At 43.8% G+C, this 13,836-nt stretch carries 6 protein-coding genes; all 6 read right to left on the bottom strand.

The features are described 5' to 3' along the window. Positions 1-2: 2 nt before the first annotated feature. A complete protein-coding gene (locus K339_RS0110145) occupies positions 3-2,621 on the bottom strand; it encodes an FtsX-like permease family protein (RefSeq protein ID WP_051397924.1) in 2,619 nt (872 codons plus the stop codon). 39 nt (positions 2,622-2,660) lie between these two features. Beyond that, the gene (locus tag K339_RS0110140; protein WP_229598722.1) at positions 2,661-5,324 is read right to left on the bottom strand and encodes an ABC transporter permease; all 2,664 of its coding nucleotides are present in this window, start codon (positions 5,322-5,324) and stop codon (positions 2,661-2,663) included. A 27-nt stretch (positions 5,325-5,351) separates the two neighbouring features. Continuing rightward, positions 5,352-7,994, bottom strand: coding sequence for an ABC transporter permease (locus tag K339_RS0110135; protein ID WP_028523469.1), 2,643 nt, complete (start codon positions 7,992-7,994; stop codon positions 5,352-5,354). 1 nt (position 7,995) lies between these two features. Next, positions 7,996-8,334 carry a PadR family transcriptional regulator gene (locus K339_RS0110130; RefSeq protein WP_028523468.1) on the bottom strand — a complete coding sequence of 113 codons (339 nt, stop codon included), beginning with the start codon at positions 8,332-8,334 and terminating at the stop codon, positions 7,996-7,998. 183 nt (positions 8,335-8,517) lie between these two features. Then, positions 8,518-11,136, bottom strand: a complete 2,619-nt coding sequence (locus K339_RS0110125) for an ABC transporter permease (protein WP_084332177.1) — start codon at positions 11,134-11,136, stop codon at positions 8,518-8,520. Positions 11,137-11,184: 48 nt separating this feature from the next. Then, positions 11,185-13,824, bottom strand: coding sequence for a permease prefix domain 2-containing transporter (locus K339_RS0110120; RefSeq protein ID WP_028523466.1), 2,640 nt, complete (start codon positions 13,822-13,824; stop codon positions 11,185-11,187). Positions 13,825-13,836: the final 12 nt, after the last annotated feature.

The following is a 13,836-nucleotide window of genomic DNA, read 5'->3' as shown; positions in this document are numbered from 1 at the left end:
TATTACTCCGATTTCAATGATTTGACGGGATTTACGATGGCGGCCTTGATGGCTTGAAACAAAACCGTCAGCAGGGCGATTCCAACTACCAATAGACCCGCAGTGGCAAATACCCACCAATGCAATTCAATCCGATATTCAAAATCTTGAAGCCACTGATTCATGGCATACCAAGCAAGCGGTGTGGCGATGACAATGCCGATAAATACGAGTTTGAGAAAACTGCCAGACAGTAAAACCACCAAGTTGGGTACAGACGCTCCCAGTACTTTCCGTATGCCGATTTCTTTGGTGCGTAATTTCGACTCGTGCGCTACTACCCCAAATAACCCCAAACAAGAAATAATAATGGCCAAGCCCGAGAACGCATTCAGAATTTGGCTCATCGTGTCTTCCTTTTTGTAAAGCGTAGCCATTCGTTCATCCAAAAAGGTATAACTAAACATCGTATTAGGCGCTACTTTTTCTACCGTAGTTTTCAAAAAATGAATGGTTTCTGGAATATTACCTGCGGCAATTTTAACCAACATATTGCCCGTCCAGGCGGGTTTGTATTCCAACACCAGTGGCTCTACTTGGCTGTGAAGAGAAGCAAAATTATAGTCCTTGACTACTCCAACTACTTTCCCTTGTATTCCCATTGAGTGGTTAACGATGATAGACCCTACTGGCTTTTTTAATTCCAATATTTTGGCGGCTTTTTCATTGATAATGAATGTTGCGGAGTCGTTGAATTGGCGAGAAAAATTGCGTCCTTCTTTTAATGGAATATTCAATACCGTTAAAAAATCTTCATCAATGCGACTAACTTTAAAAGACGGGTACTGCTTCCCAGCAGGAGGGTTCAGCGGCGTAATTCCCTCTACACTTAAATCATCCCCAATCAAATTGGAAGATTGACCTACGGCTACCACGTTGGGATTGCGAGTGATTTCATTTTTGAAAACCGCTGCATTTGCCAATACTTTTTCTTTTAAGTTTCCGTACAATTTTATCGCAATTACTTGTTCTTTGTCAAAGCCTAACTCTTTGTTTTTGAACAAGTTCATTTGCTGGTAAATCAAAATCGTAGAGCTGATTAAAAATCCAGAAACGACAAATTGCAACACGATGAGGCTTTTGCGTAACACCGTTGCGGATGATTTAGGAAGTTTTTCTGATTTTAGAGAGGTAATTGGGTCAAATTTTGAAATAAACAAGGCTGGAAACAGGCCTGATAACAACCCAACCAATAAAATCATCGTAGTCATTATCAACAAATTAGTAGGCTGAAGAATCTCCCAGCCCGAAAGTTGTTTGCCTGCCATTGAATTATAAAACGGAATGGCAAGGCGATAGAGACAAATCGCAATCAGTCCTGAAAGGATGGTTAACAGAAAAGCTTCGCCCAAAAACTGCGTCACAACTTGCGTTTTTTTGGCACCCAATGCCTTCCGCATCCCTACTTCTTTGGCGCGTTTGAGTGCTCGCGTGGTAAAAAGATTAATGAAATTAACACAAGCAATAAGTAGGATCAGAATTTCGACGGCTATGAAAATATAGACATACAAAATACTGCTGTTTGGCCCCATTTCCTGAATCAAATTGGAAGTGAGGTGAATATCGGTCAGTGGCTGAAGGCGAGCTGTACTGGCAAACTCGGCTACTTTTTTCGTCTCTTCCTCGCCGTTAGGTTGGTAAAATTTAACGTAAAAGTCGTTCAGTCGTTCTTCTATTTTGTGGGCATCTTTGGCGTCTTTGAGTAAAATATACGTCCACCCAAACATCCAACCTCGATTGTTGGCCAGGTCTGGGGAAACTTGTTTATAAAACGTAGGCATCGAAACCAAGTAATCAAACTTGAGATGGCTATTACTGGGTAGATTATCCACAACAGCCCGTACCCACAAGTCTTCATTACTATCAAAAGTCAATTTTTGACCAACTGGATTTTGTTTTCCAAAGAATTTTTCCGCCATTTTCTTCGTAATCACCACCGCCTCGGGCTCTTGTAATGCTTTAAAAGGATTGCCACTGATGGGTTTTAAATCAAAAACAGTCACTACGGAAGAATCTGCATAATAGCCCGACGTTTCGGCCTGTTTGTCGGGGCCGTTATTGGTGATTTGTGGCCCTCTACTGGAAAAACGAACGGCATCTTGAATCTCAGGAAAGAAATTCATCATTTCGCTCGCCAACGGAGGTTGCGATTTTGACCACTCAGTAGTAGCCATTCGGAAGATACGCTCGTGTTTTGGGAAATCTTTTTCGTAGCTCAATTCTTCTTTGATATGTAATGTTAGTAACAAACCGCAGGATAGCCCAAGAGCCAAGCCAATAAGATTGAAAGAACTATAAACCTTCTGTTTGAGAAGATTGCGAAAAGCGATTTTAAAATAATTACGTAACATAGTCGGACTGTATAAATAGGTTGTGGGATAATGAGCCCGTTTGTCTTTGGCAAACGGACGTAAAAGTTTCAGAGCATTCAAGGCGTATTTCCAATCGGCCTTGCGCTCGCCAACGGTTTGTACCCAATGGTTGTATAATTCTAGCAAATCGCCCTCCACCTCTTCGGAAGTATTGGGGTCGGCCCACCAACGTAGTAAGGTCGTGGCCCAGCGGGGAGGGGTATGTTGCATAAATACAGGTAGATGGTGGAGACGTTGCATGAAACGTCTCTACTCCGATTTCAATGATTTTACGGGATTGACGATGGCGGCTTTGATGGCTTGATAGCTGACAGTTAGGAGGGCAATGCCAACGGCCAAGATAGCCGTAGCCACAAATACCCACCATGAAATTTCGATATGGTAGTCAAATTTTTGTATCCAGTTGTTCATCCCATACCACGTTATTGGCCCAGCAATACCACAGGCCACCACGACCAAAACCACAAATTCTTTCGACAAAAGTCCCCATAAGTTGGATACCGAAGCACCCAGTACTTTCCGAATACCAATCTCCTTTGTGCGCTGCTCGGCCACAAAGCTCGCTAACCCAAACAACCCCAAGCAAGAAATGAATATGGCCAAAATGGCGAAGAACGTGGCTAACTTGCCGATGCGAACTTCATCGGTGAATTTTTTGGCGTATTCTTCATCGATAAACTGATACTCAAATGGTGCGGCGGGATTGTGCTTTCGGAAAACCGCTTCGATTTTAGGTAAGGCATCGCTGGTATTGGTCGTCGCGTTGATTTTGATATTAATGACACTGGCATCGTTGTAATCCAACACAAAACTGGTACGGAAAACGGGTTGGTACGGCGACTGCATCACCAAGTCTTTGACTACGCCGATGACGTGAAACACTTTGTCATCGATTTTCACAATTTCACCCACGGGCTTCTTCAACCCCATAAACTTTACGGCAGTTTCGTTGAGAATCATTGCGGTAGAATCGGTGGGGAAGTCCCGTGAAAAATCGCGGCCTTCTTTCAACTCCCACCCAATGGTTTTCCCGAATTCGTGCGTTGCCGACACCGCCGCAAAATTGCCTTGAATGCCTGGATCTTTTCCTTTCCAACTATAACCATTATTAATTGCCCAAACGCTTGTGATTGGACTCGAAGATTCGGATACCTCGGCAATAGCACCCGTTTTTAGTAAATCATTGCGCACTACTTCGTATTTATTGGCCAAATCGGGGGTTGAAATAGGCACATAGAGCAGTTTATCAACAGCATAGCCAGCGGGACGTTTTTTGGCAAAATCTATTTGTTGAAAAACCACCATCGTTCCAATAATCAACGCCACTGACACCGTAAACTGAATGGTTACCAGTACTTTGCGCGGTACAGAGGCAAAACGCCCTACTCGAAATGTGCCTTTTAAAACCTGCACGGGCCGAAACGATGATAAGTAAAAGGCGGGATAACTTCCCGCAATGATACCTGTAAGGACTGTAAAACCGATTCCCGAGAGCCAAAACAAGGGTTCTTGCCACAATACCGTTATTTTTTTATCAGCCACTTCGTTAAACATGGGCAAAGCAAGCTGTACTAACAAAATAGCTAACCCAAAGGAAATGAGCGTTACTAACAGCGACTCACTCAAAAACTGGTTGATTAACTGTCCGCGTACTGAACCAACTGCTTTTCGCACACCCACTTCTTTGGCTCGCTTTTCGGAACGGGCCGTGCTGAGGTTCATAAAATTGATGCAAGCTAACAGCAACACAAATCCGCCAATAATGCCGAACAACCACACAAATTGGATGCGACCACCAATGTTGATACCGTCTTTGAACTCCGCATACAAATGCCATTTACTCATAGGCTGCAAAAACACGACGGGCTTGAACGCACGTTCTTCGGCACGTACTTTGTGGAGTTTCACATCTTTGATTTTGGCCGAAACTTGGGCAATATCAGCGTGGTCGGCCAACATAGCGTAGGTCTGGGTAAAATTGCTGCGCCACGGGTTGGTCATTTCTTTGATCCAAGGCTTACTGCTAAGGTACAACGACCAAGGCAAGAGGAATGTCAAATCTTTGAAGTCGGAGTTGTACGGCAAATCTTTGTAAACACCCGTTACTTTAACGTCGTTTTTGTTATCTATCTTCATCACTTTACCCATCGGGTCTTCGTTGCCGAAATAAGCTTTTGCCGCCGATTCAGACAAAAGAATCGAATTGACGTCGTTCAAGCCTGCCCGAGAGCCCTTCAGCATTTGGAGACTCAACATTTCGGTAATGCCTGGCTCAAAATAATTGCCCGTTTTGGTTAGTTTTTTATCGCCGTAGGCCAAAATATGACCGTTTGTCCACGACGACATCACGATGTATTTAAAATCATTGGGGTACTTATTTTGAATTTCTTCCCCCATCAGATAAGGATTCGCGGTTTGGGTATTGACCTGGCCGTCAAACGTTTGGTGTTGCATCACCTGCACGATGCGATTGTAGTTCTCAAACTGTTTGTTGTATGATAACTCATCGTATAGCCACAAACCGATAAGTATGGCAACAGCCATCCCCGTAGCCAATCCTGTGACATTAATAAAGGAGTAACCCCTGTATTTGAGGAGATTGCGAAAAGCGATTTTGAAATAGTTACGTAACATAGTCGGACTGTATAAATAGGTTTTGGGATAATGAGCCCGTTTGTCTTTGGCAAAGGGGCGTAATAGTTTCAACGCATTCAAGGCGTATTTCCAATTGGCTTTTTGCTCGCCAACGGTTGTTACCCAATAGTTGTATAATTCTAGCAAATCGCCCTCCACCTCTTCGGAAGTGTTGGGGTCGGCCCACCAACGTAGTAAGGTCGTGGCCCAGCGGGGAGGGGTATGTTGCATAAATACAGGTAGATGGTAGAGACGTTGCGTGTGGTAGAGACGTTGCATGCAGTGGAGACGTTGCATGCAACGTCTCTACTCCGATTTTAGGGATTTTACGGGGTTGACCATCGCGGCTTTGATGGCTTGAAAACTAACTGTCAACAGGGTAATCATCAGCGCTCCCGCGCCTGCCATCACAAATACCCACCACGAAATTTCGGTGCGATAAGTGTATTTTTCCAGCCATCCGCTCATAAAATAGTAGGCTATAGGAACGGCAATCACGCACGAAATAATCACCAAAATCACGAAATCCTTGGAAAGCATTTGCCATAAATTAGTAACAGAAGCGCCCAACACTTTACGAATTCCGATTTCTTTGGTGCGTTGTTCGGCCACGAATGAAGCCAACCCAAACAAGCCCAAACAGGAAATAAAAATAGCCAAAACGGCAAAGAGCGTTGATAACTGACCAATGCGCTGCTCTTGGCTAAATTTCTGATTATAAACATCATCTACAAATTTATAATCAAAGGAGGCTGAGGGTACTAGCTTTTTAAATACGGTTTCAATTTTTGCCAGCGCGTCGTTTGTGCCAGCTGTCGATTTGATTCTGATGGTCATTTGGGTCGACACCTTACGAGAATCTAAAAAGTAAAATGTACCGTTGATAGGCTCATAGGGAGACTGAATGACCATGTCTTTGGCAACTCCCACAATTTGCCAAACAAACTTTCCATCTTCTGTTTTAATGTATTCGCCTATCGGATTTTTCAATCCAATGTGTTTGGCAGCCGCTTCATTCAGAATCACCCCTGCCGAATCTGACTTATATTCGTCCGAAAAATCGCGTCCAGCAATTATTTTCCAGTCAATCGTCTTCCCAAAATCAGAAGTTACTCTGATTTTATTAAAACCAGACGGAGTTTCGGGGGCTTTGCCCCTCCAAACAAATCCACTCGACCTGTTCCAGATGGACGTCAACGGACTATTGGAAAGTGCCACGTTGGAGACTACGCCCGTAGCCAGTAATTCCCGCTTGAAGACATCATATTTGTCTTTATAATTAGGGTCATTCAGGCCAATCGTAATCAAGCTTTCTTGATTATAGCCAACTGGGCGGTTTTTCGCGTGCTGAATTTGCTGGTAAACCACCATGGTTCCAATAATAATGACTACCGAAACCGTAAATTGAATCACCACCAATACTTTGCGTGGAACCGCTGCAAAACGACCTACTTTGAATGTGCCCTTCAGCACTTTGAGGGGTTGAAAAGAAGACAAATATAATGCGGGGTAAATGCCCGTCAGAAGCCCTGTTAGCAAAATAAAAGCAATGCTTCCAGCCCAGAAATACCCATTAGTGAATGGTAAAGAAATGGCTTTGTCGGCCAATTCGTTGAACCAACGCAAAGCGAGGATTATTAACCCGCAGGAAATAACAAATGAGAGTAGCACAACCAAGAATGATTCACTAAAAAACTGTCCTATCAACTGCGTACGTAGCGAGCCAACGGCCTTGCGAATACCGACTTCTTTTGCCCGTTTTTCAGACCGAGCTGTACTTAGATTCATGAAATTGATAGAGGCTAACAACAGCACAGAAACACCGATAATACCAAAGAGCCAAACAAAAGTAACGCGCCCGCCCGTAGGTCTGCCGTCGGTAAAATCCGAATATAAATGCCATTGTTTCATCGGATAGACAAATATTTCTGGCTTGTAGCTTTCCAAAAGCTTCATATAATCAGTTGGGACATTTTTGGCATAAAAGCCTTTAAGTCCAGCCTGTGCGGTTTCTAAACTGACATTGGGTTGAAGCTCAACATAGATACCAAACGAGGTGTTATCCCAATTCGTTACATTTCCTTTTACCCATGCGTTTGAAGAAACGAATAAATCCCATGGCGTAAAGAATTGCACTTCGCTGAAACGTGAATTTTTAGGCATATCTTCATAAATCCCAGTTACTTTTACATCGATGGCATTATCAATTTTAAGGGATTGATTGATTGGGTCAGTGCTCCCAAAAATAGCTTCCGCCATTGATTTTGACAATACGATGGAATGAGGGTCTTTCAGGCTTCCATAACTTCCTTTGAGCATCTTCAACGAAAGCATTTCCAATATACCAGATTCCACAAAATGGCCTTTCCCCGTCAGATTTTTCTCATTAAGCTTTAATGTATAGTCGCTTACTGCCCAAGAAACCAGCACCTTAGAAAACAAATGCTTATAATTTTCTTTCAATGCTCCCCCCATCGGGATAGGCATGTGTGGGCTACCTTCGCTTACGCCAGTGCTGGGTTCGGTCGAAATAGAACGTATTTGCCCAATTCTCTCATAATTTCGATGATACTGGTTAAAACTCAATTCATCATAAATCCAAAGTCCTATCAGCATAGCGACAGCCATACCAATGGCCAAACCTGCGACATTTATGAACGAATACCCCTTGTGTTTGAGGAGGTTACGAAAAGCGATTTTGAAATAGTTACGTATCATCGTTGGACTGTATAAATAGGTTGTGGGATAATGGGTGCGCTTGTCTTTGGCAAAAGGGCGTAAAAGTTTGATGGCATTCAAGGCGTATTTCCAATTGGCGCTTCGCTCGCCAACGGTTTGTACCCAATGGTTATATAATTCCAATAAATCACCTTCCACTTCTTCCGAAGTGTTGGGGTCGGCCCACCAACGTAGTAAGGTCGTGGCCCAGCGGGGAGGATGATGTCTCATGTTAGCCGCCCATTAATTGCAAGGTTTGAGGGGGTAAAGCTCCCCAAAGCTCTTCTCGCACTTGTTTGACTTCCACCAACGCTTTTCTACCCGTCGCTGTCACCGTAAAAAATCGCTTGCGACGTCCACCTCGCTCGGCCGTTGCGCCGCCCATTTGAGAGGTTAGAAAACCTTTCTCTTCCAGCCGTTGGAGGGTGGTATGCACCGTGCTAAACCCCACCGAACGTCCCGTTTTCTGTTCCAGTTCTTGTGTGATAGTAACGCCGTAGGCTTCTTCGCCCAAAATGGCGACCGTCAGTAGAACGATTTCTTCAAATTCCCCCAAAAAAGTTCGTTTCATTGGATTTTTGTATTTCTTCCGATAATGTCGATAAAATAGTGTGCCAAAAATAAAAAAGCCCCTTTTGAGGGCTTTTTTCAGGTTTTTCAACCAAAACAATTGTCCGCTTTTGGACAGTATTCCGTGTATTATCGGACAGCTGTAGAGACGTTGCATGCGGTGGAGACGTTGCATGCAACGTCGCTACTCCGATTTCAATGATTTTACAGGATTGACCAACGCCGCCCTGATGGCTTGAAAACTGACCGTTGCCAACGTGGTGCCGATGGCTAACACTGCCGTAACCACAAATATCCACCATTCGATACCGATACGATACTCAAAATTTTGGAGCCATTGGCTGAGTCCGTAGTGGGCCAATGGAAACGCAATGACGTTGGCAATCACTACCAACTTGATAAAATCTTTGGACAACAGCCCCGTGATATTGGCAATGGAAGCTCCCAGTACTTTGCGAATGCCAATTTCTTTGATGCGTTGCTCGGTGGTGAATGTAGCCAATCCAAATAACCCTAAACAGGCAATCAAAATGGCAAGAATAGAGAAGCTCAACAGCAATTGTCCAGTGCGCTGTTCTATGGCGTATTGTCGGTCTAAGTCCTGATTGACAAACCCATAGCTGAAAGGATGGTTGGGTTCGAACTGTTTATAAATACGGGCCATATCGGCCAAGGCTTGCTCGGTTTTACCAGGCTGTGTTTTGACCAACAAGCTGAAATAAGATTCTTTAGGTCGAAAGCGAACGATGAAAGGCTCAATTTTGACACTCATTGGTCGGAAGTGAAAATCGCGCAATACTCCTACAATTTCGCCTTCCAAACCCCAGAAGTTTACTTTTTTCCCCAATGCCTGCTGAGTCGTCCAGCCCAAGCGTTTGGCGGCAGTTTCGTTGATGAGGTACGTTCCAAATTTATTACTCGTATCGCTTGCGATGGCAGAAGAAAAGTTGCGTCCAGCGGCTAATTTCATACCCGTAGTTTTCAGAAAATCGGCATCTACGTTGATTTGCGTAATAAGCACTTCATCTTTGGGACTTTTTCCAGGCCATTCGATATAAGAAGTGTTTTGAACATCTACCAACGTATTGGTCGTGGCCGAGACCGAAGCAATACTGCCTTGTTTAACCAATAACTCCTTCATTGTCAATGATTTTTCGCGCAGGTCGCCCTTCAGACGTACATAGAGTAACTGTTCTTGATCAAAACCCAATTTTTTGTTTTGAATAAATTGCAATTGCTGATACAACCCAATGGTACCGATGATTAAAACAACCGACATCACAAACTGCGTCACCACCAGCGTTTTCCGAAAACTTGTGCCTGATTTTTTATCAAAAATTCCTTTCAAAACGTTGACTGGACGGAAAGAAGAAAGGTAAAACGCAGGATAAAGCCCCGTCAAAAAGCTGATAAGTACCAAAACAACCGCCATCGAAGCCCAAAATAAAGGCTCGTGGAACGGCAATGTCATAGGTTTACCCGACAATTCACTAAAAAAAGGCAGCAGCAAATTCAATAGGGCCAACCCAACTCCCAGTGCCAAACTGGTCATGAGCAGCGATTCTCCCCAAAATTGAGCGACAAGGCTGGAACGCAACGCACCTACGCTTTTGCGCACCCCCACTTCACGCGCTCGTTGGGTAGCTCGGGCGGTAGATAAATTGATAAAATTAAACAAGGCAATAAACAACACAATCAGCCCTACCGCAATGAAGATCTGGACGTAACGGATGTTGCCACGTTTGCCCCAATCCGTTCCAAAATCGAAGTCAGAATACAAATGAATGTCTTGTAAAGGTTGCAGCAAAAGGAGCGTTTCGTTGTCTTCTTTGTATTTTTTTAGCTGTCCTGCCAATTTTTGAGCAAAAACAGCGGCATTGGCATTGGGTCTGATTTTGAGGTAGGTATGGTAGTTATTACTGTTCCAATTGTAGCTCCATTTGTCGTTCAATTGAAAATAGATAAAAGGTAACAACACATCGTATTGAAGATGCGAACGGGCTGGTGCATTTTCAACGATGCCCGTCAAACGAAGTGGCCGCTCTTGATTGTACTGAATCGTTTTCCCCAAAATAGGCTCAGAGGCCCAGTTTTTTCCAAAAAAACGTTCGGCAACGGCTTCGCTGATGACGACTTCATCGGGCGATGATAAAACGGTTTGTGGGTTTCCTTTCAAAAGTTTAAAACCGAAAAAGGACAAAAAAGAGGCATCGACTACCCGCATCGCTTCGGGCTCGACCGTCTTTTGCTCGTACTGAAGTAGCCCCGACCACGCTCCGACGCGGGCGGTTTCGGTAATTTCTGGAAAATCATTTTTGAGCGCAGGAGCCAGCGGCCCAGGCGTTACGGCAACATTGTAAAGTCCTGTGGCTTGTTTTTGCCTTTCAGTGAGGCGGTAGGTGTGCTCAAACTGCGGTACGGCACGGTCGTATTGGTATTCGTCCCATACATATAAGCCGATGGCCATACAACAAACCAGCCCCATGGCCAAGCCTGCGATATTAATGAGCGAAAAAGTAGGGTGCTTCAACAGATTCCTAACGGCGATTTTGAAATAGTTGCGTAGCATATTGAGGCTAAATAAATAGGTTTGAGGATACTGAGAGGGTTTTCGTTTGATATACCGTGGCTGTAAAAAGCCCAGCACGTCGCGCCAGTAACGCCAACGAGCGCGCCGCACACCTACGCGTTTGACTTGGTACTCAAATTCTTCGTGCAAGTCTCCTTGCACTTCTTCCAGCAAGTGAGGTGCACAGAAAAACTGCAAAAAGCGGTCAGCGAGGTGGGGGGGGTGATTCTGCATGGGGATGATTGGTAGGGACGTTGCATGCAACGTCCCTACGCGTGGTATTTATTCCGATTTCAACGATTTCACGGGATTCACCAAGGCGGCTTTGATGGCTTGGAAGCTGACAGTAAGCAATGTAATACCCAAAGCACCTATACTGGTCACCCCAAAAATCCACCACGAAACCTCGGTTCGGTAATTATATTTTTGTAACCACCCATCCATGAAATAGTAAGAAATAGGCACCGAAATCAGGCATGATATAATTACTAATACTACAAAATCCTTGGATAACAATTGCCAAATACCAGCGACCGAAGCACCCAGTACTTTACGAATGCCTATTTCCTTCGTGCGCTGCTCGGCCACAAACGATGCCAGTCCGAATAAACCCAGGCAGGAAATAAAAATAGCGAGAACAGCAAAGAAAGTAGCCAGTTTTCCGATGCGTTCTTCGGCTTTAAATTTGGCGTTGTATTCTTCATCTACAAATTGGTAATCAAAAGGAACGGTGGGGACAATTTTCTTAAAAACAGCCTCAATTTTGGGCAATGCTTGGCGGAAACTTACCGATGGATTAATTTTGATATTCAACCAGTTAGGCTTTCCATTAACGGATTTTATGTAAAAAACAGCTGGTTTGACAGGTTCGTAAGGAGACTCCATTACCATATCTCTTATGACACCTATCACTTGAAAGTAGGCAGTGTTTTCGCGAAACTTCCAACTGATTGTTTCGCCAAGAGGGTTTTGTAATCCCATGTATTTCATGGCAGCTTCATTAATGACGATACCCGAAGAATCCGTGGCATAATTCCTCGAAAAATCTCGACCTTTTACAAACTGCCAGCCTACGGTTTTTCCGTGTTCGTGGGTAACGGTTAAGGTGCTGAAACTTTTGTCTTGTTCGGGCTTCTTCCCTTTCCACTCCAGACCATCATTGTTGGAAGACACCTGCGTCATTCGTCCCATTGATGCCGATATTTCGGACACGACACCTGTGTTTTTCAGTTCAGTTCTAAGTATCTCATGTTTCCCCGAAAAAGCATCAGATTTCATTGCCAACATCAATAAACCTTCGCGGGTATAGCCCACGGGGCGGTTTTTAGCAAATTGAACTTGACGATACACCACAATCGTACTGATAATGAGGGTAACTGAAATGGTAAACTGAAAAACAACCAAGACTTTTCGGGGCGCGAATGCAAAGCGATTGACGACGTTTATCCCTTTCAAAACTTTGATAGGCTGGAAAGAAGACAGATAAAAAGAAGGATAACTACCTGCTAATAGCCCAGTTACAAAAATAAAAAGCAGACAAAACAACCAAAAATAAGTATTAGTCCAAGGTATAATTATCGCTTTGGCAGACAAATCATTGAACCAATTGAGCGTAAATAGCAGCAGAAAAAAAGCGAGAAAAAAGGATAGCAGAACCACTAAAAAAGACTCGCTAAAAAACTGGCTGATTAATTGCCCCTGAACCGACCCAATCGCCTTGCGAATGCCCACTTCTTTGGCACGTTTTTCGGAGCGAGCTGTACTTAAATTAACAAAATTAATGCAAGCCAATAGCAACACAAATGCACCAATAATACCAATTAACCAAACCATCTGGGTAGGTTCGGGATTTACGGCTCCGTTCTTAAACGGATACAAATGCCAATTGCGCATCGGATGTAAAAATACCTGTGGATTTTCAGCGACCTTGTCTTTTAAGTCACCAATATTTTTCAGTTCAGCATCTTTGATTGTTTTGGAAATGCGCTCAAAATCCGTCGTTGGTTGAATCTCTACGTACACTTTCAAAAAATGGTTGTGCCAATTGTTAGCAGATTCCCTCACCCACTCATTGTCCGATACCCATAAGTCAAACGGTGCCAAAAAGTTGATGTCATTAAATACTGAATTAAGTGGTAAATCTTCGTACACGCCCGTAACGGTGACATCCAATTTATTATTGATTTTCATCACCTGATTAAGTGGGTCGGTATTGCCAAATAATGCTTGTGCCGTTGAAGCCGAAATCAAAATAGAATGAGGGTCATTAAGGCCCGACCAATTGCCATAAATCATTTTTAGGGAAAGCATTTCGGGTGCTTTTGCTTCCATAAATTGGCCTTTCCTTATGAATTTATTCTCACCTGCCGTCAGAATATAATCTCCTGCATTTGAAGATGTTACGATGTGTTTAAACTTGTTTTGATAGTTTGTTTTTAATTCTGTTGCCAACGGATACTGCACAGAAGTAGAGTAACCTACTTTTCCTTCATCCGTTTCTTTTATCATCACTTGGGCAATCCGCGCATAATTTTGGTGATATTGGTTGAAACTCAATTCATCCCAAACCCAAAGCCCGCTGAGGATAGCCACGGCCATACCTACAGCCAAGCCACCGATATTGATAAAAGAATAACCCTTGTTTTTTAACAAGTTCCGAACCGCGATTTTGAAATAGTTGCGTAGCATATTGAGGCTGAATAAATAGGTTTGAGGGTATTGAGAGGGTTTTCGTTTGATATACCGTGGCTGTAAAAAGCCCAGCACGTCGCGCCAGTAGCGCCAACGAGCGCGCCGCGCACCCACGCGCTCAACTTGGTACTCAAATTCTTCGTGCAAATCTCCCTGTACTTCTTCTAATAAATGAGGTGCACAGAAAAACTGCAAAAAACGGTCGGCGAGGCGAGGTGGTTGGTGCTGCATAGGGATGGTTGG

The organism is Runella limosa DSM 17973 (genome assembly GCF_000482465.1).
Taxonomy (GTDB): domain Bacteria; phylum Bacteroidota; class Bacteroidia; order Cytophagales; family Spirosomataceae; genus Runella; species Runella limosa.
The sequence above is the reverse complement of the archived record's forward strand: the minus strand, read 5'-3'. Positions and strand labels throughout refer to the sequence as shown.

Bases quoted from the DNA above. Each gene is read 5' to 3' on its own strand.
- K339_RS0110120 (WP_028523466.1), bottom strand. From the start codon at position 13,824: ATGCAGCACCAACCACCTCGCCTCGCCGACCGTTTTTTGCAGTTTTTC.
- K339_RS0110130 (WP_028523468.1), bottom strand. From the start codon at position 8,334: ATGAAACGAACTTTTTTGGGGGAATTTGAAGAAATCGTTCTACTGACG.
- K339_RS0110145 (WP_051397924.1), bottom strand. From the start codon at position 2,621: ATGCAACATACCCCTCCCCGCTGGGCCACGACCTTACTACGTTGGTGG.
- K339_RS0110140 (WP_229598722.1), bottom strand. From the start codon at position 5,324: ATGCAACGTCTCTACCACACGCAACGTCTCTACCATCTACCTGTATTT.
- K339_RS0110135 (WP_028523469.1), bottom strand. From the start codon at position 7,994: ATGAGACATCATCCTCCCCGCTGGGCCACGACCTTACTACGTTGGTGG.
- K339_RS0110125 (WP_084332177.1), bottom strand. From the start codon at position 11,136: ATGCAGAATCACCCCCCCCACCTCGCTGACCGCTTTTTGCAGTTTTTC.